Annotated in this window: 16 protein-coding genes, 1 tRNA gene and 4 pseudogenes; 9 read left to right on the top strand and 12 right to left on the bottom strand. The window is 67.8% G+C overall.

What is annotated here, in order from left to right; all coding sequences use genetic code 11:
* Window positions 1-140: 140 nt before the first annotated feature.
* Window positions 141-662, top strand: coding sequence for an HAD domain-containing protein (locus AB0J12_RS34820; protein ID WP_363268656.1), 522 nt, complete (start codon window positions 141-143; stop codon window positions 660-662).
* A 234-nt stretch (window positions 663-896) separates the two neighbouring features.
* Here AB0J12_RS34820 and AB0J12_RS34815 read toward each other — a convergent pair whose 3' ends face one another.
* From AB0J12_RS34815 to AB0J12_RS34800, 4 genes are all read right to left on the bottom strand, one after another.
* On the bottom strand, window positions 897-1,292 hold the full coding sequence (locus AB0J12_RS34815) for a DUF6009 family protein (protein ID WP_363268655.1): 396 nt from the start codon (window positions 1,290-1,292) through the stop codon (window positions 897-899).
* The gene (locus AB0J12_RS34810; protein WP_363268698.1) at window positions 1,292-2,794 is read right to left on the bottom strand and encodes a phage/plasmid primase, P4 family; all 1,503 of its coding nucleotides are present in this window, start codon (window positions 2,792-2,794) and stop codon (window positions 1,292-1,294) included. The genes AB0J12_RS34815 and AB0J12_RS34810 overlap by 1 nt, the downstream gene beginning before the upstream one ends.
* Before the next feature lie 23 nt (window positions 2,795-2,817).
* Window positions 2,818-3,933 carry a bifunctional DNA primase/polymerase gene (locus AB0J12_RS34805; RefSeq protein ID WP_363268654.1) on the bottom strand — a complete coding sequence of 372 codons (1,116 nt, stop codon included), beginning with the start codon at window positions 3,931-3,933 and terminating at the stop codon, window positions 2,818-2,820.
* Between the two features lie 688 nt (window positions 3,934-4,621).
* Window positions 4,622-5,014: a DUF5701 family protein gene (locus AB0J12_RS34800; RefSeq protein WP_363268653.1), complete on the bottom strand. Its 393-nt coding sequence runs from the start codon at window positions 5,012-5,014 to the stop codon at window positions 4,622-4,624.
* Between the two features lie 382 nt (window positions 5,015-5,396).
* Here AB0J12_RS34800 and AB0J12_RS34795 point away from each other — a divergent pair.
* Both AB0J12_RS34795 and AB0J12_RS34790 read left to right on the top strand, forming a co-directional pair.
* Window positions 5,397-5,583, top strand: a pseudogene (locus AB0J12_RS34795) (UDP-glucose 6-dehydrogenase); the annotation flags it as partial.
* Between the two features lie 118 nt (window positions 5,584-5,701).
* Window positions 5,702-5,905: pseudogene (locus tag AB0J12_RS34790) on the top strand (NlpC/P60 family protein); the annotation flags it as partial.
* 193 nt (window positions 5,906-6,098) lie between these two features.
* Here the strand turns inward: AB0J12_RS34790 and AB0J12_RS34785 are convergent.
* The gene (locus AB0J12_RS34785) at window positions 6,099-6,830 is read right to left on the bottom strand and encodes an effector-associated domain EAD1-containing protein (protein ID WP_363268651.1); all 732 of its coding nucleotides are present in this window, start codon (window positions 6,828-6,830) and stop codon (window positions 6,099-6,101) included.
* A gap of 208 nt (window positions 6,831-7,038) precedes the next feature.
* Between AB0J12_RS34785 and AB0J12_RS34780 the strand changes: the two genes are divergently transcribed.
* Complete coding sequence (locus AB0J12_RS34780; protein ID WP_363268649.1) at window positions 7,039-7,254, top strand: hypothetical protein; 216 nt, start codon at window positions 7,039-7,041, stop codon at window positions 7,252-7,254.
* A gap of 110 nt (window positions 7,255-7,364) precedes the next feature.
* On the opposite strand, the gene AB0J12_RS34775 is transcribed toward AB0J12_RS34780, so the two are convergent.
* Together AB0J12_RS34775 and AB0J12_RS34770 are read right to left on the bottom strand one after the other, a co-directional pair.
* The gene (locus AB0J12_RS34775; protein WP_363268648.1) at window positions 7,365-8,402 is read right to left on the bottom strand and encodes a hypothetical protein; all 1,038 of its coding nucleotides are present in this window, start codon (window positions 8,400-8,402) and stop codon (window positions 7,365-7,367) included.
* Window positions 8,403-8,578: 176 nt separating this feature from the next.
* Window positions 8,579-9,133, bottom strand: a pseudogene (locus AB0J12_RS34770) (transposase); the annotation flags it as partial.
* 346 nt (window positions 9,134-9,479) lie between these two features.
* Between AB0J12_RS34770 and AB0J12_RS34765 the strand changes: the two are divergent.
* Window positions 9,480-9,917 (top strand): annotated as a pseudogene (locus AB0J12_RS34765) (DUF6233 domain-containing protein); the annotation flags it as partial.
* 1,448 nt (window positions 9,918-11,365) lie between these two features.
* On the opposite strand, the gene AB0J12_RS34760 reads toward AB0J12_RS34765, so the two are convergent.
* Window positions 11,366-12,079, bottom strand: a complete 714-nt coding sequence (locus AB0J12_RS34760; protein ID WP_363268647.1) for a TIGR02391 family protein — start codon at window positions 12,077-12,079, stop codon at window positions 11,366-11,368.
* Window positions 12,080-12,283: 204 nt separating this feature from the next.
* Here AB0J12_RS34760 and AB0J12_RS34755 point away from each other — a divergent pair, with 204 nt between their 5' ends.
* Window positions 12,284-13,057: a hypothetical protein gene (locus AB0J12_RS34755; RefSeq protein WP_363268646.1), complete on the top strand. Its 774-nt coding sequence runs from the start codon at window positions 12,284-12,286 to the stop codon at window positions 13,055-13,057.
* Between the two features lie 78 nt (window positions 13,058-13,135).
* Here AB0J12_RS34755 and AB0J12_RS34750 read toward each other — a convergent pair whose 3' ends face one another.
* Window positions 13,136-13,693, bottom strand: coding sequence for an XRE family transcriptional regulator (locus tag AB0J12_RS34750; protein ID WP_363268645.1), 558 nt, complete (start codon window positions 13,691-13,693; stop codon window positions 13,136-13,138).
* A gap of 12 nt (window positions 13,694-13,705) precedes the next feature.
* A complete protein-coding gene (locus AB0J12_RS34745) occupies window positions 13,706-15,937 on the bottom strand; it encodes a transcriptional regulator (RefSeq protein WP_363268643.1) in 2,232 nt (743 codons plus the stop codon).
* Window positions 15,938-16,133: 196 nt separating this feature from the next.
* Between AB0J12_RS34745 and AB0J12_RS34740 the strand changes: the two genes are divergently transcribed.
* The gene (locus AB0J12_RS34740) at window positions 16,134-17,087 is read left to right on the top strand and encodes a hypothetical protein (RefSeq protein ID WP_363268642.1); all 954 of its coding nucleotides are present in this window, start codon (window positions 16,134-16,136) and stop codon (window positions 17,085-17,087) included.
* A 302-nt stretch (window positions 17,088-17,389) separates the two neighbouring features.
* Here the strand turns inward: AB0J12_RS34740 and AB0J12_RS34735 are convergent.
* Together AB0J12_RS34735 and AB0J12_RS34730 are read right to left on the bottom strand one after the other, a co-directional pair.
* Window positions 17,390-17,463 (bottom strand) — tRNA-Met (locus AB0J12_RS34735).
* Between the two features lie 197 nt (window positions 17,464-17,660).
* On the bottom strand, window positions 17,661-18,149 hold the full coding sequence (locus tag AB0J12_RS34730) for a hypothetical protein (RefSeq protein WP_363268641.1): 489 nt from the start codon (window positions 18,147-18,149) through the stop codon (window positions 17,661-17,663).
* A gap of 132 nt (window positions 18,150-18,281) precedes the next feature.
* On the opposite strand from AB0J12_RS34730, the gene AB0J12_RS34725 reads away from it, so the two are divergent.
* Together AB0J12_RS34725 and AB0J12_RS34720 are read left to right on the top strand one after the other, a co-directional pair.
* The gene (locus tag AB0J12_RS34725) at window positions 18,282-18,803 is read left to right on the top strand and encodes a hypothetical protein (protein ID WP_363268640.1); all 522 of its coding nucleotides are present in this window, start codon (window positions 18,282-18,284) and stop codon (window positions 18,801-18,803) included.
* A gap of 55 nt (window positions 18,804-18,858) precedes the next feature.
* Complete coding sequence (locus AB0J12_RS34720) at window positions 18,859-19,599, top strand: SUKH-3 domain-containing protein (RefSeq protein ID WP_363268639.1); 741 nt, start codon at window positions 18,859-18,861, stop codon at window positions 19,597-19,599.
* Window positions 19,600-20,238 lie beyond the last annotated feature (639 nt).

The following is a 20,238-nucleotide window of genomic DNA, read 5'->3' as shown; positions in this document are numbered from 1 at the left end:
AACTCCTGCTCAGCTAGCGCGTCGTGTAAGTCGGCCTTCAGCACGGGAAGGCTGCGGACCAAGGTTACCCGCAGCGCCGCCAGCTCGGCCGCGGCCTTGGGACGCGGCGTGCTGGTCGAGCGTGAGCAGAAGGGAGCGGCATGAGTGCGCGCGAGGAACGCCCGCTGCTGTTCCTGGACGTGGACGGGCCTCTCCTGCCGTTCGGCGACGGCCCTCTCCTGCCGTTCGGCGACGGCCCTCAGCGCAAGTCGTCAGACACCGCGACAGATTCGCACCTGCCGCGGCTCGACCCGCGCATCGGGCCTCGCCTCGCGGCACTGCCGTGCGAGCTGGTCTGGGCCACCACCTGGGAGGAGGAAAAGAACACCGACATCGCACCGCGGCTCGGCCTGCCGCCCCTGCCGGTCGTGCACTGGCCGGAACCCTCCAACGCTCCGGAACGTGAGGACCAGTGGTACGGGCTCCACTGGAAAACCCGAACCCTGGCGGCATGGGCGGACGGACGCCCGTTCGTCTGGGTAGACGACGAGATCACCGACGCCGATCAGGACTGGGTGTCCACCCACCACCCCACCCCGGCCCTCCTCCACCGCATCGCGTCGTCCCGCGGCCTCACCAACGAAGACTTCACAGTCCTCGATAAGTGGCTGCGAGCCACTTGAGGCTGCCCGCGCTGATCCACAAAAATTGCAATTGCTCTCGACCTGTTCTGGTGCCGGGTCATGTCGAGGGTTTGCGAATACCACACGCTCTGGGCCCGTCGCAGCGCACTTGCCCTCGAAGCACTCCCGCAGCCGTGACCGTCAGGTCCTGGAAAGCATCCATCCGAACCGCGGTCCGGGACTGTTTACCGCGTTCCCCGAGATCCTGACAAAGGCGGCTGCAGAAGGTACTGATCACGCGGAGGTGCGGTGTTCGTGTATGGCGGGTGAGAGCGGGCCGCCTTCGGACCGCTCTGTCTTGACGCCTTTGAGACACGGTTCGAGGGTACGGGGGTCGACGGCTTCTGCGGGTGCGCTCTTGGCATAAAGCCCTTGGGGCTGGCTGTCGCGGTCGTGGGGCAGGAGCCAGAAGACGCGGCGGCGGAAGGTTCCGGAGGCGCGGGAGGGCTTTGCGGTGGTGCCGAGGATGGCGTAGCCGACCATGCGGCCATCGCGGTGGTAAGCGGGCTTGCCCTTGCGGGTGGGCAGGCGGTCCAGGCTCTGGCGGACGTAGTCCAGGGTGTCGATGTCCTCCAGCCACACGATGTCGGTCTCGTGGCTGATCTCGTCCTCGGTGATCAGGGAGCTCATCAGCCGGCTTCCCTTTCCTCGTCGGTGAGCAGTCCGATGCCCGGGTAGTGCTTGCGCTGGTTGGACAGGATCATCTCCTTGGGCGAGGCCAGGCCTACGAGTTCCCGGGTCCGGGCCGCGAACGCCCGGGATGACATCGCCGGTGCTCCTTCATTCTGGCACCAGGTCTTGTAGGCGGCGTAGAGGGCAGTCTGCTCGGCGCGCAGTTCGGAGGCCAAGATGCAGCATTCTTCGTAGAAGCGGCCGGTGTGGTCTTCGGTTTCGGCGTATGCGGTGGTGGCGATGCGGACGCGTTCGGGTCCGGTGAGGTCGCGGTTGCCGGCGAGGTAGCGGCGCGCTCCGTCGATGAGCCAGCCGAGGATGCCGGGGCCTTCCTCGGTGACGAGGATGTCCGCGAGGTTGTCGATCTTGCGATGGTCGGGGACGACGCGCTCGAAGGGGATCAGGCGCATGCGGCGCCAGAAGGCGAAGCCGCCGGTGCCGACCTCGGGACGGTGGTTGCCCAGGAGCCAGAGCTTGTGGGTGGGCTGGAAGCTGAAGAAGTCCTGCCGCATGCGGCGGGCTTTGATGCGGTCGCCGCCGGTGAGGTGCTTGACGCGGGCTTCGTCGAACTTGTCGCCGGGCTTGACCTCGGAGCAGACGATGACACGGCGTCCGTGGAGTTCGGCGAGGTCGGTGGGGTGGCCTTCGTAGGGCTTGGCCATGAGGAAGCCGGGCGGGGCGGCGTCTGCGTAGTCGCCCAGGAGTTTCATCAGCACGTCCAGCAGGACGGACTTGCCGTTCTTGCCCGAGCCGAACAGGAACGGCAGGACCTGGGCGCCGACGTCGCCGGTGACGGAGTAGCCGAGCAGCAGTTGCAGGTAGGCGATCATCTCCCGGCCTTCGGTGTCGTCGCCGAAGGTGTCGGTGAGGAAGCGCTGCCAGCGTGGGGTGGGCGCGGCTTTGGGGCCGACGGTGGTAGAGCGGGAGTGGAAGTCCTTGTTCGGGTCCGGGGCTCTGGTCACTCCGGTCCGCAGGTCGACGATGCCGTCGGGAGTGCACAGGGCGTAGGGGTCGGCGTCCAGGCGGGATGCGTTGAGGACCATGCCCGGGGCGGATTTGGCCTGAGCGAGCATGGCGTTCATGCCGGTGGTCGACAGGGCGCGACGGCGGTGCTTTTGCAGTGCGGTGGTGGTGAACACGCCTCGGGGGTCGTGGGTGGCGATGTTCTCGGCGAGGTCGCCGGCCGCCCACAGGACGGTGTCGTCCTCGTCGATCTGCCAGCGGGTGATGTCCCACCGATACCAGCCGATCCCGGGCACATGCCGGTAGTCACGGGAGTACAGCTTGACGAACAGCTTGGCGTTGCCGCGGTCGGTGAGGGTGTCGGGGAGCAGGCCGTGGGCGGTGGCCTCTCCTGACGCCGCGGCTCGTTCGGGGTGGCCCTGGGGCGGCAGGGGCAGGGACGATCCTTGGGCACGGATCTGGGCGGCGACGGCTTCGGGGTCGAACTCGAAGAGCATGTCAGGGTTGGGCGAAGGCGAGGTCACGGGCGCCTCCCGCTCGCGTGCAGGGGGTTTTTGAGGCCGGCGGTGAGCCCGCTGCGGATGATCTGGTCGATGCGACGGTCCTGGCCCGGGCGGGCTGCAGCCGCGGCGTCCCTCAAGGCCTGCTCGGCTTCGTCCTGTGGGAGGCGGCCGGCCGCGATGAGCCCGCCGATGGTGTAGGCGGCGCGGTTGAGGACGTCGGAGAAACCAGCGCCTTCGGCGACCTGGCCACAGGCCTCGACAGGAGCGAGGACCGCGGCGAGGGTCTGCGAGGTGCGGCCGCGGCCGCCGCCTGCGGAGAGGACTGCCTGCTGTGCTCGGGGCGGGACCTGACGGGGCGCCGGAACGGTCTGGGCCGGGAGGTGGCCGGTGCGCTCGAGTTCCTGGGCGAGCCACTCTGGCAGGGGCGCTGGCTCACGGCTGTCCCCGATGGGGGTGTAGGTACCGCTGTGGGTGGTGGTTCCGGGAGCGATGATGTAACTGCCGTGGGCGCGGATGTCGACCTGCCAGGCCAGTGCGCGGCCCGTGCCGGAGCCGACGGAGGACAGCCAGCGGCGGCTGCCGGTGACTCGGTACCAGACGTGCAGTCCGCCGGAGGGCGTGCGTACCCGCATGGTGGCCTTATCTTCTGCGGGGTTGCGCTGGCCTCGCAGGGCAGCCAAGACGGCAAGAGTGTGGAACCCACTGGCCAAGCCAGTGAGGTCGACATGGTCACCGATCGGGATGCCGGGCAGGATGCGGTCACGGGCTGGCGGCTCGGCGGGGTGCGCATCAATGTCGATGACAACCAGGCCTGCTGGACCGCAGGAGACACCGATCCCCATCTGAGGGTGCGCCCCCCACCACTGCTGGATGAGGTCCTGGTCGAGGGTGGCGGCGTAGAAGCCGTGACACCAGCGGCCTGCGGGCAAACAGGCGCAGCCGGCTGGCGGGTGAGGGTGAGCTCGGCAGTCCCGGCAGTTCGCGGCGGGTGTTTTCTGGCCTGGGGCGAGGGGGTGGACAGGCCAGCCCTGGCGAGCGCACCAGCGGGCTGTGGCGAGAGAGAGCTCAGCGACTGAAGACTTCGAGGCGGGCCGGCGTGAGTCGCTGGGGGAAAGCCCCAGGTCAGCAGACACATGCACCCCCTATCAGCGACTGAAGCGACTCAACGATGGACACAGCCTAGCGAACGGAACCGGTGGGAAAGGTGAGCACATGCCACTAAGGAGTAACTCCGTGTCGGCAGTGCGGTAGGTGATGGGCGAGCAGCGACTGAACCTGCAAGGCAGCGACCGGAGCCCGTCAGTCGCTGTCCCGATGACTCGAGCAAATGCGCAGGTCAAGCCAGGTAGGAGCGACGGAACAGCGACTGAAGCGACTCAAGGCTTCTATATATGACACACACGCACACACAGGAACGGTCTCATATACCCGAACTTCAGTCGCTTCGGTCGCTGATGAACCTTCGATGGCCGATCACACCCCCTCTGACCTGCGCTTTTAGTCCTTTCCAAACCAGCGACCGAAACTCCCCCGGTCGCTGGCCGTTCAGTCGCTGCCGCCCGCCCACACGATGAGGTGCATCACCGTCAGACATCGAAAATGTGCACGTAGCAGGGTGATTGGACAGGAATCGACCTGGTAAGGACTCCCAGCGACTGAAGCGACTGAGCCACGCGCATTCCTTCTCTTCGATCCATGTCTGCTCGACCGGGCTGACCGCCGTCACTCGTCCCGCTGGCGCGCGTATGGTGCTCGCCGTCTGAACCGACTTGCCGTGATGCAGATCCGGGCGGGAGGCGAACAGCCACATAAGCAGGAGCGCTACTGGTCCTTGCGGTCCGTGGCGGAGGCGAAGCCCAGCCATGTGTGGTGGTTGCCCCTCCAGCACCAGCCGACCTTCGGGGCGTTGCGCCGCTTGTGACCGTCGCGCCTGGTGCCGTTGCTGATCCAGATCGCCGGGGTGCGGGCGTCCAGGGCGCAGTCGGCCTTGCGCAGTCGGGACTCGATGGTCATGAAACACCGGTTCCGTTCGAGGACCGCCGGCTGCTGGAGCACCCAGTGGATGCCTTCGGTGGGCGGCAGCGGGGTGCGGTCCTCCTGGGTGAGCGCGGGCAGTGCGTCGGGGCTCCAGTTGGCCAGGTGGTCGCCGCGGTGCTGCAGGAGGACGGCCAGTCTCGAGGAAGGGGATGTGGGCGAGGCCTTCGATCGCAGCATCCAGAGCGGCTTGATCCTCAGCTTCGGGTAGCGCCTGGTACCTCACACAATGCAGACCGAAGAGTGCGTTCCTGACCTTTGGCTGTGGCATGTATGCAGGCGTTGATTGTCTCAGTGAGGACGGTCAGGTTCTGCTCTTCGAGCCGAACCCGTATAGCGGCGGATCGTGGGATGAGTGTTGGTTCCTCGACTCCGCCAGCCTCGCAGCGTGGCTGGAGACATGGCTCGCGGGGACGGGCTGGTTTGAGGAGGACGCCATCGACGGGGGCGACGTGGTCGAGCCTCAGCCATGGGAGCAGGCCGCGGGTCGGCTATCGTCTGGCGCTTAGCGAAACGGCAACGCTTCGTCCCGCCGTCGCCTCGGGCATGCTCACGGCTCCCTTCGGACCCGGCCGTCGTCGCGGTGAAGTCGACCGTTCCGGTCGGCACCGCACCCCGCGTCGGCGATCCTCCACGAGTTCGCACCCGTCGGCGACCGTATCGAGGTCGCCTGGAGCCCGGAGTTCTTGCGCGAGTCGTTCGCTGTCGAGGACACTCTCCGCCCCGACCGGCTCGTCGGCGGCGGTCGTCGCCGCCCTCGCCGACGCCGTGTTCACCGCCGGCGCCGCCCGCTTCCAAGGTCCCGGCCTGCTGGAAGTCTCCGGCACCGGCACCGGACCCGACGCCCTGCGCAAGGCGGCCACCCGGATGGGCACCCCCTACTCCTACGGAGGCGGCGGACCACTGGACCCGAGCACCGGCTTCTGCGACGGCCTCAACGGCTACCAGAACGGCACCTGCCCCGCCTCCTCCACCGTCGGCTTCGACTGCAGCAGCCTCGTCCAGTACGCGTTCTGGCCCAAAATGAAGCTGCCGCGCACGGCGGCCGCCCAGTACGGCGCCACCAGCGACCGAGCCGTCTCCCGCCAGGACCTCAAGCCAGGCGACCTGCTGTTCTGGTCCCACGGCGGCTCCGCCACGTCGCCATCTACGCCGGCGACGGCAACGTCCTGCACGCACCCCGCACCGGCCGCCACGTCGAAGTCGCCCCCCTCACCAGCGCCATGCCCGACGGCGACTACTACGGCGCCACCCGCCCCTGAACTCATCCAGGCCCGCTCCAGCGATCGGCCTGCGAGCGGGCCTCCCGAGCAAGGAGCTGCAGCTCCCTGTTGCCGGGATAGTCCTCGAGAGCCGCGAAAACCAGTACAGCCGGACCCCACGTCACGGCCCCCAAGTGAATCAAGCGCAGAACCCGGTTCCAGGCGTGAGCCGCGAGAGCGCGCTCCAACGTCTGCCGGTGAGTTCGCGGAAAGTCCACACGGTCCAGCAGCGCGTGGATGCTGTTGTCGACGAGGTAGAGCTGCGCCATGATCTTGGAAATCTCATCGGCTCTTTCGCTGAGGAGATCTGGGTGGTCGATGTCGAACCCAGCACGGTCCCGCAACGCTTCTAGAGCGCTGTCCCGTCGTGTGCCGGGACTGGCCTGCTCCTCCTTTCGCCCCTTGCGCACTTCCGCCAGATAGCTCCAGCGGTCTCGCCACGGCTGCAGGGCAGGAGCACGGAGATCGGGCGGAAGACACTCCTCGCCGAACTCGTTCCAGGACAGAAGCGTGCGGACAAGCCACATCAAGCGGTCAATCCCCACAAACCGCCCATTGAACGCGGCGCTCTGAGTCGCCGGAGGCAAGGCGGCCTCCGCGCCGAAGATCTCGACTGCCCTCTTGGCGATCCGGTTGTAGGAGGGATTGCCGCGCTGCGCCCTCAGTCTCCTCAGAGCCAGGCCCTGCGCCTGCAGCGTCTCCTCATAGGTGGACCCAGAAGCACCCGTTTGCAAGAAAACCCTCTTCCACTCACCACGCCACCGACGACTCATGTGCGCGGGTCATGTGACGGAACAGCACTGAACGCCGCCGAAGTCCACCGAACAACCCTGAACGCTACCGAAAACGTCGACGTTTCGGCCGCCTTTACCGACTTACGGGTAGCACCGAGACTGTTCACTCTGCTCGGGATTCAGCTCAACCTGAGCGCACCGTCGAGGCATGACGACTGACAACAACCAGGACCACCGCACTCAACCCTCTGAGGCGCCGTTCCTCACCCTCCACACGGCCGTTGTGCTGCTGACGGCCGCTGCCATCGGAGGCTGCATCGGCGTTTTGACGCTGTTCACGCATGTGCCGCTGGCCGCAGCAGTGATCGCAGGCCTCACAGCCACGGGGGCAAGCATCCCGGTCCTGCGATCCCTCATCCGATGACCTCTGCCGCTGGGCCGGCTGAGTTGCGCGCTGCACTAGCCAGAAACGCTGTGTGCCGCAGAGCCACAGGGCTGCGGCACACGGATGGTGCGCTACTTCGTCCCTTTCGGCTACCGGGTGCGTCCACGCGTCGACGCGGTTCCGGTCTGCCGGTGTGCGGCGACGCCGGTCTCAGCCGATGCTGTGTTCTTCGCCGCCGCCTGCGTAGGGCCCACGGTCGCCGACTGCGCGCGGGCCGCCGCCACCACCGGCGGTCTCGTCATCGATGCCTCGCCCGCCGGGCGCTGCAGCACGTCGTTCACCGACCCCACCAAGCGGTCCGCGAGCCCGCTCGCTGGTCGCTGACTCCAGGGCTCGTTGACCAGCCTGCTCAGGTGGGCCTGGACCGGCTTTCCTTCGCTCTCCATCTTGGCCATGCGGGCGGCCAGCAGTGGCCAGTGCTTGGAGTTCAGGATCAGGCTTGCCTCGCGGCCGTGGGACGGCAGAGCTTCCTGCACCCAGCGCACGTACCGCTGGTGCTCTTGCGGTGAGATCGCCAGCTGCCTCATCGCGCGCTCACGACTCGAAAGGTCCAGATCCCTCGGGATGTCCAGGCCGACCGTCAGCGGCCCGTAGGTCCGCAGCGCCTCCCGGCTGCTCGTGGCCGACGACGCCGCCAGCGATGTCAGTACGGCCTCTTCCACGCGCACGGCCGGAGGTGCGACAGCGGCCAGCAACTGCCGCACATCGCCCCCCCGCTCATCCAGCTTGGTGAGCGTCTCAGCGATCTGCGGCCACTGGGGAGAGGTCAGGATCGCCTCCCGGACCGGTCCCGCCGACAGCGTCTCTCGCAGCACCGGCTCCCACTCCGCCTGCCGACTCTGAGCGGCCTTGGCCAGCTCCGCCTCGTGCACAGTGGCCGCCACTTCACCCATCTGCGGGAGGACGACAGACAGGTCGACGCCCGCCTGCTGCAGGGCCAGCAGCTGCTGCGCCATCTGCGGCCAGTCCGCCCCCTGCATCAGCGCCGCCGCCAGATGCGGCGGGAGCTGATCCTGCACCCTTTTGCCCGCCTCGCGGGTCGCCTCGGCCTCCGGAGGAAGGGGCTGCTCGCTCCCCTTCATCTGGCGCTGGTGATGGCGCCGGATCGCGTCAGCGATGGTCGCCATCAGTCGAAATGCCATCGCGGAGGGTCTGTAGCGCCTCAGCTGCCGCTTCCGCGAACGGATCCCCCGGCATGGAAGGTGTCGCCATGTCTGTTCTCCCCTCGTTTTATCGGGCCCGCTTCGGACCCTTCTTCGGCTCATCGCCGGTCGCCCGCCGCGGGGGGCCTCTATGTCTTTCGTCAAGCGAGGCGTGGGGTTCTGGGTTCGTAGAAGGTGCCGTCGCGGAGGATCGCGAACAGCACGTTGATCCGTTGGCGGGCCAGGCGGAGAAGTGCCTGGGTGTGGGTCTTCCCTCGGGCCCGGCATTTGTCGTAGTAGGTGCGGGAGGCGGGATCGTGCAGCGCGGCGAACGCCGACAGGAACATCGCGCGTTTCAGTTGCCGGTTGCCTCCCCGTGGCGCGTGTTCGCCGTGGATCGAGGTCCCCGATGACTTGGTCGTCGGGGCGAGGCCGGCGTAAGAGGCCAGGTGGGCAGCGGTAGGGAAGCTGGTGCCGTCGCCGACGGTGACCAGCAAGGTGGCGGCGGTCCTGACCGTGACCCCTGGAATCGAGGTCAGGACCGCGGAAAGAGGGTGAGCCTCCAGCAGCTGTCCGATCTGCGCTTCCAGGGCTCGTCGCTGTTCGTGGACGGCCGCGAGCGAACGGGCCAGGGACGGGATCACCAGGTCGAGGGTGCCGGTGCCCGGGACCACGACGGTCTGCTCGTCGAGTGCATCGAACATCTCGTCGATCAGCGGGCACGGGCTGACCCCGGCCGGGAAGAAGGTCTCAGCGTCTCCAACGGCGCCTCCCAGGCCCGGTGACACCATCCCCCAGGTCATCCGATCGACAGGGGGGAACAGTCATGCCGGGCCCGGAGGCCAGCGGTCCTCTTGCAGGACCGCGCAAAACATAACGGGGGGTGAACACCTTCCGCTTCGCCCTCGTGAGGGCCTCCAGGAACTTGCCCCGGCCCGGGGACGGCCGCTGCTGCTCGTGCTCGCTCATACCTCCTAGGGATCACGGATCACTTGTGGATAGATTCCAGGCACCAGCGCAGGTGGGGGTGCTGTCGCGACGCCCGTCCGTACGGTGGGACACGTGACGACGTCCTCCGCCATCGCGCACCTGTGGTCCCGGCGGCAGGCGCCCGACGGCTGGAGGTACGAGGTCGGGCTCTCGGCCTACCGCAACGGCCCCGGCGACACGGTGGAACCTGCCGAGTACCGGGTCTGGGTGCGCGCCCCTGACCACGTGCGGCCGGTGGACGGTGTCTCGTACGACGACGTTCCGACCGAGCGCCTGGAGAAGCCGTCGACGGTGCGCGAGCTGCTGGGGCCGCGCCGGCCTTCCGGGGTCCTGCAGAAGCTGACCGACGGCCGCGGTCCCGGTCAGGGCATCATCCACGCCGTCGACTGCGAGGAAGCACCCACTGGGGCGCCGCCGCTCACCCTGGAGAAGGCGCTGGACGCGGCGGAGCACCCCGGCACGCGGCTGTGCTCGCTGTGCAGTGCGGCGGCAGAACTCGATCCCGTACTCGAGGAGTCCGAACATGGCTTCGACGGTCCGGAAACGGAGGCAGGGAACCCTCGTGATCGTCACACTGGCGGGATGAGCTTGTTGCACGCCGACGCCTACGACCCCGACGACATGATGGTGCATCCTCGCCATCAGGCGATGCAGCCGGTTCTGGCTCAGCTCATTCAGCAGCTCCGCGACTGCGAGACGGTCCAGGCCAGGGTCGATTTCCAACGGGACCTGCTCAACCGTCTGCTAGAGATCGAGAAGGACCGTGCGGGGTTCAAGCGTGCCGCCAAGCGGATGCGCAGCGGCAAGGGACCGCACCAGGAGGCGCCGGAGCCTCAGTCGGGCCGTGACCTCGCCGACGTGGCGACCTGGCGGTTCGAGCAGGACGTGTGCGACCGGCTGGCCCGCCAGCTGCGCTCGGTAGGTGACGCGCTGGCCTGGCGCGTCTTCGGCTTCCACCGCCCGTTCATCCTCGCTCTGTGCCGCAACCAGTCGCCCGGCCTGATGCACGGCAAGGCAGGGCTGCAGGCGGAACGCGAACATGTCGAGAGGGCCTTCAAGGAGGACGGTGCTTTCGCGCTCCTGCACGACCTGACCAACTGCCTGCGCATCGGCGACATCACGGTCTGGGACGGTGAGCACCCACCCCGCACGGAAGAGATCAAGACCAACCCGAACAACACCAGGAGCGCTCAGCTACGGCGGATCAACCAGGCCCGCGCGGCGGTGCTGGAAGGCGGACCACTGCCCGGGGACAACGCCTCAGAGCTCCTCTACGACCTGAACCTGCCGCTGCGCACGCACCTGGACGTGCTGTGCGATGCGCTCGAGCGGGCCGCGAACGAGGGCATCTACGCCACCGACGTTCCTGGTAGCCGGGCCCTGTTCGTCATCGACCAGTACGGATGTTCCCAGCAAGGACTGTCCTCCAAGCAGTTCAACGAACGTCTTCAGCAGACAGTCGACACCGCCCTGCAACGGGCCGCGATCGCGGTCGGACGCGAGGACCACAACATCCACGCCACTAGTCTCGACAGCACGGCCCGCGACCCGCTGCGGGTGCCGTGGGCGAACTACCCGCTGCATCCGGTGGCCTGCGCCCGTCTGATCGGCGACTACGCCGTGGCGACCGTGGAGACCTCCGGTCCCGTACTGACCCGCCTGCTCCAGGCCACCGGTCTTGACGCCCGCTGGGTCCGCCCGCCCGACAAAGTGGATCTCCAGCAGGGCGAGGTCATCATGGAGATCCACCAGCAGGAACGCCTGCGGTCGGTGGCACTGCCGGGCGGTCTGACGATGACACCGGGATGGATACTGCAGATGCGCCGCTCCGAGCTGGACCGCTATCTGATGGAGCTCCTGCAACCAGGCACGTGGGCCGCGGGCATCAAGCACGTCCTCGCCGCCCGTCAGGCCGGGCAGCCGTGGCCGCACTACCGCAACGAGCACGAGATCTGGGTCTAGGTGGCGCGCTCCACCACGCACTGCTCGATCCAGCGGGCCAGGACGCTCAGGGTCGCCAGGTGCTCCAGCGCCTCCTGTTCGGTCCAGGTCACCGCATCCTCGTGAGCGGCGACGTTGCGCAGGGCGAGGAAGGCGCCGGCCGCGAGGTACTTGGCGCCGTCCTGGCGGGCACGCCACGTAGGCGTGTTGCGGTCGCCGTCGAACCGCAGGCGCGGTTTCCCTGCCACAGGGTCCTTCATGTCGAAGGCCTGCATGCACAAGTCCGTCTCGCCGATGTCGTGACGCCCCAGCTTCTGCTGGAGCCGGCGGTTGACGGTGCGGGCAGCAGCCAGGACGGCGTCCTGCCGGGCCTCTGCGCCCCACAGCGGGGCCGCCGGCTCCCACACCCAGGGGTGGAACTGGTCGGCAGGCAGCGTGGGGGCATCCGGTACGAGACGGGCGGCCCATTCATCCATGTCGGCCAAAATGCCCAGGCCCCGGTGAACCTCGTTGCGGGCCATGACATCGCCCGCCATCTGATCCAGGTTGATCTTCTCGGCAAGCTGCGGGTCCAGGAGCCGCAGGATCTGCTTGACCGTGGCCTCTGCGCGGTGCAGCTGCTCATACAGCGCCGGATCACCCACATACTTGCCCGGCATTCGACTGTTCCTGTAGCGCAGGGCCAGGTCGGCAAACTCTTCAAGCTGCTGTCGCATCCAGTCTCGGTCCACGGCCGCATCCTAGGAGCGGGGCCTGACAGTCCCTGATCCGCCGGCTCGGCAAAGCCAGGAACAGCGACAAGGGACGGAGCCCAGAAGTGTGCTCAGGCGCCCCAGTTAGCAGGTTGAGCACTGCAGGCGACACTAGGTGGGCCCCGTGGCGTAGCAGCCGTCGGCGGTGCTGAGCCCTATGGCCCCCTTCGCTACGATCTGTTGATGTCTTGCGTCTTCTGCGGTAGCTCCCCCGTCACCAAGGAACATGTCTTCCCTCAGTGGCTGAACCAGTACCTTCCGCCAGGGCGACAGCAGACTGAACAGGCCCGCTATGGGGCGGGCGCCTACGACGTGACCAGACAGAGCATGGGCCTGGACTTCACGGTCAAGAAGGTCTGCGCCCCGTGCAACAACGGCTGGATGTCGAAGCTTGAAACATCCTCCAAGGACGTCCTCGAACCACTGATCATCCGGCAGGACCTTGATCTCGTCTCCCTCCAGCAGCAACGCCAGATCGCGCTCTGGGCCACAAAGACTGCGATGATGGCCGACCAGGTACAGCAGGAGCCCCTCCTGCCGTCCCATCAGCTCCGGAGGATGCGTACTCACCAGGCGATTCCTCGTGGAACGCGCGTCTGGCTGGGATCCTGCCCCGCACGGAACCCCACCGTCACCAGTCACACCGTGAGGATCGACCTCACAGGCGTATCGACTCCTGATTCTCCCCAGCCGGTCGGGTTCTTCTGCCCTATGAAGATCGGGCATCTGTGCATCTACGTCTATTTCCCGGCCGTGGACGTCGTCATCCAGCACGCGCCTGAGTTCCGTCTCTCCGTCGCACGGATATGGCCCCGCCGCTCCAGCGAACTGCCGTTCCCTCCACCCGTCCAGCCACGGAACGGGGAAGCCTTCGAGGCATTCGCTGACGCGTTTCGCCAGAGCCTCTATCTCTACACACCCGAGCAGGCGGCCGAGCATGGGCTCAAGGAGTCTTGAGATCGGGGCCAGGCCTGGCGACGCCGACTGACATGCTCAGTCACAAGAAGGCGGTTCGGGCCCTTGCTGCGGGGCGATCTACAGGTCGAACTCGAGGTGCTCGATGTCCGTGAAGCGGACCTCTTCCAGGCTTCCGGCGCGGCGGCCGCCGTCCTGGAAGTAGACCTCCTTGAGCGCTTCGGCCGCGATCTCCCGGAGCTGCTGGTCGGTGGCGCCGGCCTCGTGGGCGTCGAAGAGGCGGGCGGCGTAGACGGGCGGGAGGGCGACGGTCAGGTGCCGGATGCGGTCCTGGTCCGTCGACCCGATCGGTGCGGTGTAGCCCATGCGAGCGCGGGCGTCGATGACGATGCCGCCGGTCGTCGCCGCCTTCTGCCGGGCCTTGGCCCGGATCTGCGGCTGCCACCGCTTCTTCACCTCGCGCTCCAGGCGCGCGGCGAGGTCGGGGCGGGGCTTTTTGATCTGGTCCTTCACGTAGCGCTCGACGGTGCGTTGGGAGATCCGCAGCATCTGGGCGACCGCCTTGGTGGTCTTGAGCTGCTTGACCAGGTACCGCATTTGCGCGCCCGCGCTCTTGGGCGCCGGGCGGGTGAATGCCTTCTGCACCGCGGCTTCCAGGCCGTCCCCGAACAGGCTCATCGTCGCCTACTCCTACTCTCCGTTGTCGACGTCGGTGACGGTGCCGTCCTTGATGTACCGGGCGAGGTTGAGCTCCGGTGCGTTGAACCGCTCGCGGACCTCTTCGCCCCACAGCACGGACTGGGTGCCCTCGTGCTTGACCAGGCCGGGGTTGAGACCGAGTTTGAAGCCGCCGGGCAGCGGCTTGCCGTCGCGGTAGGGCAGGAAGTCCAGCGGTGAGGGTCCGTTGGCGGCGTAGACGACGCAGTCGGAGAGGATCGCGACCGGGTACTGCCCGGTGAGCGCCGCGTGCTTGACGATCTTGCGGTGCAGGTTGATCCGCGTGCGGGAGATGACCGCCGCGCGGATGTCCGGCCGCCACGTCGGCCGGGACAGGGCCCGCCACGGCTCGCCCGGCCGCCAGCCCTCACCCCGCGGGCGCTCGCGCAGCTTGCCCAGGCCGCCTTTGACCGTCGCCTTGATTGCCGAGACGACGATCGCCAGCTCCGGGTCGCGCTCCTTGTAGCCGTCCATCGCGGCGAGGAAGTCGGCCGGCTCCATGTCCGCGTAGACACCGAGGTCGGCCATCGTGGCGAGGTAGGCGTCCCGCAGTCGCTGGTACCAGCCGTCCAGGTAGCGGCCGTTCTCGTACCGGACCCACGCCTCGATCGGGCGCACCTCGTAGCCGAGTTCCACCGCGTAGGCGACGGTGGGCGTCGCGTACCAGGCCGGCCCCTCCGGGCGGTCGCCCTTCGGCGTGAACGGGGAGGGCAGCAGGCTGCCGTCCAGCTCCACCCACTCCTTGCCGACCTTCACCTTCGACAGGTCGACGTGGGAAAGGTCGACCAGCCACGAGCCGGGCAGCTTCGGGTCGAACGCGGGGGCCTTGACGTGCGTCGCCTCACCGAGGCCGACGTTCAGACCGTTCGCGCCGGCGGCGAAGGCCATGTTGACGTCGATGCCGACCAGGTGGCGCAGGGTGCACTCGGCATCGGTCATAGGCCGTGCCCAGTCGTACGCCTCTTCGAACAGCTTCTCGCCGGGGCCGCGGACGTGGAAGCGCGGCAGGTCGGCGAGGACCGGGTGGCCGTCGGGGGCCTCGCACGGCGCCGGGTCGACTGGATCCTTGCCCAGCGAGCCGGGATTGTGCTCGGAGTGTCGCTTGCCGTCGGCGTCCGGCTCGGAGGCCCGCGTCGGCGGGTGCAGGGCGGTCATCAGCTCCAGGCCGGTCACGGCGGTGGAGCCGCGCGGGGTCATCACTCGGGACGCGTACACGCCGAGGACGCGGGCGAGTTCGGCCGGTGGGAGCTGCCCGGCCTCGCCCCAGTGCCGGGTGTCCAGGGCGTGCCACGACGGGATGCACAACTGCACGCAGGCCCGCTCTGAGCCGCGGGCCGGGCGGTAGATCCGCGCCCACGGCCCGAAGCCGCGCTTGGTCAGCTTCCACTCCGCACGCGCGAGCTGCTTGATGACCTTGTGGCCCTCCGGGATCCGTCCGGCGTGCTTTTCCTCCTCCGTGAGCGTGACGGGGAGGCCGTAGCGTTCCAGGGCGGCCTCGGTGAGCACGAGCAGCGGGTCGGCGTCCTTGCCCGGCCCGGACAGCTTCGGCTGCCCGAGCTTCGCTTCGCGCAGCGTCCAGTCCACCAGGGCCGGGATGCTCTTGGCGGGGACGTCCAGGACCAGGCCGCCGGTGCAGTACGCCAGCACCTGCCCGTCTTCGACGTCGATGACCGCCAGCGGCCCGTTCTCGAACCGCGGGTCGACGCCGCCCGCCGGGGTGCCAGCCGGGGCCGCTTTCTTCGCGCCCGGTCGGCGTGACGTCGACGTCGGCCTGGTGGTGCGGGCCGGACGGGTTGCGGCGTCCGGAGCAGCGACGGGAGCAGGAGCAGAGGTCTGGGGGTTCTCGGTTGCTGTCATGGCCGGCGCCTCGGAGGCCCGGTCTTTGGAGAGAGTGCCGGCTTTCGTCGGGTCGAAGGCGCCGGTGAACGTGGCGGGCGCCGGGACGGCCGGCTCCTCCGGCGCGGGGTAGAGCTCCGCGAGCTGCTTGAGCAGCCGTGCGTACGCCTCACGCTCCGGGCCGCGCGGCTCGGTCGGCTTCTTCGTCGACTCCCAGCCGGACACCGTGGCCCGCCGCACCTTCAGCGCCGCGGCGACTTCGTCCAGCGTCAGCCCGTGCGCGGTGCGCAGCCGCTTGCGCTCCTCCGCCGACGGCAGCGCAGAGCGGGACGCGACCAGCGCGTCGACCGCATCGAACAACTCGGACATGGAACACCTCCTGACCCACACTCTACCCCGGATACCGTACCAATCGCGTGCATTTACCGTACAAATCACGTACGAAGTGCGTTCACTGGCTTCCAGGGTGGTTCTGACCAGGGAAGGGCTGGAAACCATCGCGTCACGCCAAGTCGTTATGGGGAGAAATGGGCGGTCGCACCGCTCGGGAGGCCAGGGGGGTCACATGGGGTGGAAAGACGCGTTCGGTGACGCGATGCACGAACTGGAGGCGATACACAAACAGCTTGAACGTCTCGACGATCCGACGGTCGGGCTGACAGCACTGCACGGCGACCTCACACAGAGCCGCATGAAGATCCTGGAACAGCTCCAGGCAGGCGTCACCGGATTGCGTGAGGAGAACCGGGAAGTCCGCCGACGCCAGGACCGGATGATCAACGACCTGAACGAGACGCGGGGCGAGCTTCGGCAACTCCTTGACCTTGTCGACGTCCTGCGTCCCTTCGCGCCGCGCGAGGGAACAGACGACGAGCCCGGCGAGGGTACGCAGGCGCATCCCGAGGAGACTGCGCAGCCGCCCCAGGCCGAGGACGGCTACGGCTTCGCCGCCCCTGCCGAGACTCATCCGCCCGTCTCATCCGACACCGACTCCCAGGGGGGAACCATGGAGAGCACCGAGCGCCGGCCGCAGCCTGAGACCGGGAACGACGACCAAGACCTGGCACTGAAGAACGCCATCGAGGCCGCCTACCAGGGCACCGGCACCTCCCCCGGGCAGCCCTCTGCTGCCACGCCGCAGGCCCCCGTCGGCGCGGAGGACCCGCGGATCGCCCACGGTGTCCTGCTGCTGAAGGCCGCCGGTGTGGCCTCCGCCGAACTGATCGCGCACCGCGACACCTGGGAGTGGCTCGCCGCCCTGGCCGTTGACCACAGCCACTTCCGCACCCCGCCCTCTGTCGAGGACATCAAGGAAGGCCGCGTCCAGACCGTCCTGTCCGGGCGCTCCCTCATCGCCCTGCTGATCGAGCTGTGGAACACCCGCTCCACCGCCACCCCGCTGCAGGGCGACTGGGCACTGGCCATGACCACCTACAACCGCATCTCGGCCGAACTCACCGATGTCACCGGACAAGGCGAGACCATCCGCATCGTCCTGGACGACGGTCTCCCCCACTAGGCCGGCGACTGACCAGCACGCACACGACAAGCAGACGACGGCTGCCCGATCGATCCCGGCAGCCGTCGAAAGCCCCTGATCAAAGCTGGAAAGGCCGAGGGCCGCCGGTGGAGACCGGGCGGCCCTCGGCTGAGGTCTAACCCCAGGCGTATGGCCTGCCTCCTTGGGAGGGCTTACCAGGAACACCGGCCAACAGCCCCGCCAGCCCAAGGTGCCGAGAATCGAGGCCGCCCGAGGCTACAACCACAGACCACAAACGCACGGGTCCCCGGCGCGCTGGCACCGGGGACCCGTGGGTTCAGTAGCGGGGACAGGATTTGAACCTGCGACCTCTGGGTTATGAGCCCAGCGAGCTACCGAGCTGCTCCACCCCGCGTCGTGTGCCCGACTCTACGGCATGGCGCGGCGTGGTTGGACCGTGGGATTACGGGTCATGTAGGTTCCGGGTCCGCGCTAGCAATGTCGGTCGATTTTTAGCAGTCGACTAGCGATCTTCCGGTTCGCGTTAGCGATACCTGCGGTCGGCGGTGATCAGCTCCGGGAACAGCCTCTTGGACGCGGTGCAATCCTCCGTCACCTGACCGGCGGCTCGACCAGCATTACGACGCGGTCCGCCTCGACGTCGTACCCGAGGACCGGACGGCTCCCGTCACCGCCCTCGGCATCCATCAGCACCGGCTTGCCCAACCGGCGACCGATCGCGGCGAGGAATCCGCACAGGACATCAAGTGGCTGCTGCCCCTGAATCTCCCGCAGGTCGACGTCGAAGTCGATCTCCTCTGCTGCGTAGAACCGAAAGATCGCCAACATGTCTTGCACCGGCCGAACCTCCAGATGAGGCTGCTCGGCGTCGGCCGAGCGCGACAGCACGGCCCTTGCCGGAGGCAGCGGCAGCGCTGTCGCGCCCTCGCGGTACTGAAACGCCCAGCCCCGCTCCACCACGAGGTCGAGAACCGCCTGCCAGTCCCTCTCCGAGGCGTTGGGCACCCACCCGTCCGGCAGCGACCCCATCACCTCGGGGTCGAAGAACCATCTAACGTCGTCCCACAGCAGTTCAACCACCGCCCAATCCTGCCTCCCCAGTGCACCCTGACCCACGGTTTCCATGTCCGCTGAGGGCTCGGCACCCGCAGCGGCCGAGGCAGCCCAAAGCCGTTCGACAGCCCATCGCCGCAGATGGCAGGCTCCCACCATATGGAGCTACTCGACGTCCTGACGGAACTTGCCCGGTCGGGGCAGCTGGGCCCGGTCGCGAACGGCGCCGCCTGGGGCGCGGTTACCGAGGCGCTCGGCGAGCCCTTTGAGGTGGTCATCGGGAAGCGCCGGTCATGGCCGCGTCTGTTCGCCTACGGCGACCTTGAGCTGAGCGTCTGCCGCTGCCAGAAGATCATCCTGATCTGCCTCCAGACCTGGCGAGATACCGTTGAACTCCCCGCGGGGCTGGTCGAGAAGCGGGCGTTCACCGGCCACCCCAAGTACGCCGAAGTAATCGAAGCTCTAGGCCGCGTCGGTTGCGCCTGGCAGCCATACACGTCCCTGACCTTCGACAACCAGTGCGCCATCCAGGCCACCCCCTCCGGCGTCGTCTTCGTCTTCGAAATCCCGGAAGGGGAAGACCCCGTCCTCAACGTCGCTGGCCCCCAGCCGCACCACCACGACTGTGCGGCCGCCACCCGCACCAGTGGGATGCCAGGATGTCCGGGTGGTCAGCGCTGAAGAGTGGATTCGAATCCGTCGCGGCCTGCGGCTCGGGCAAAGGTTCCGAGGGACGGTGACGGCAGTCCCGAGGCCGGGTGCGATCGGGATCTTCGTCGACATCGGTCTTCCGGTCGGAGGGTTCGTCGATGTTCTGCTTCTGCCGACGGTCGAAGAACGCTGGCCAGGGAAAGGAACCGAGGCCGAATTCGAGGTCTGGTGGGCCGATCAGCGACAGCAAGTGCGACTCAAGCCAGCTGACCCGCAGTTCCTGCGTGACGACTTCGCCCACTGGCAGGCGGATTGGCGGCCCGGCTGGCCAGAAGACCTGCCGGTGGACAAGGCATGGGTCGATGCGGCGGCGACGTATCTACGGGGAACTGGCGTGATCGAGGAGACACTGCGCTCAGCAGGCTGGCGGCCGGGACGGCACCTCTCGACGGACCACTGGCGCAAGACGCTCGAGAAGACCGGCCTGGTCCGCATGCACGATGCCGCTAAAGCCTTCCTGGCGGAGTTCGGTGGCCTAGATGTCCAGATCAGCGGCCCCGGGATCACCTGCGCCAAGACCCCCTTCAACTTCGATCCGGACACCCTGATCGGCGAGGAAGACCGCTTCGCCGACTGGAGTCACACCATCGGGCGCGCCATCTTCCCCCTCGGCGAACTCGATGAGGGCAGATTCTTCCCCGGCATCGACCAGAACAGTGAGATCTACCTGGTCGAGACCTGGCTGGCTACGTTCGGCGATGCCCAGGACGCGCTCGAGAAGCTCATCCTGGGCATCGCCCCAGAGCGGATCGAGACTGCTGACTGAACAGCCCCAGCCGGACCGGGCTCCACTCCGACGATGCTCCGGCACTCTGTAAGTCGGGACGGCTCCGGGCGGTCACCGTACGTCATCACAGAGACGTACGGCGACCGCCGATGACGTACGCGAGAAACACGGCCGGGCTCGCGCGCGTAGTCGCCGGTCTGCCTCTCTCAGCTAGGAGGCATGTAACAGCTCCGCGTCCATGTGCGGTTTCTGCCAACCCGCTCCTTCAACTCGTCCGGCATCAAGACCTCTCCCTGGGCATCCCTCTCAACCGGCTCGTCGGTCGGGACGAAGCGATGCCCCCATGTCTCTCTGTCGAACGGGGGGTGCTGGTGCTCCTTCCACGTGTGAAGCTGCCACCACTGCTCACCCGGGCACATGTGCCCGCCTCCAACAGCCATGGAGACGACGAGCCTAGGCACCACCCACCCCGGGGCGTAGATGGCCCAAGGAAGGGCGAGCAGCCCGAGCGCTACTCGAAGCCGACGCCCCGCGAGCCCAGTGCGCGCCGCCCGGGCCGCTGTTCGGCCACCTGCGGCTGCTGTTCCCTCTCGTGGGCGGCCGCCACCCCGCCGGCCGCCCACGGTCCGACCGGTCACAGCTTCAGGAACGCCATCAGGGCCACGAAGACAGCCGCGG

Source organism: Streptomyces sp. NPDC049915, from assembly GCF_040656475.1.
Classification (GTDB): Bacteria; Actinomycetota; Actinomycetes; order Streptomycetales; family Streptomycetaceae; genus Streptomyces.
The sequence above is the reverse complement of the archived record's forward strand: the minus strand, read 5'-3'. Positions and strand labels throughout refer to the sequence as shown.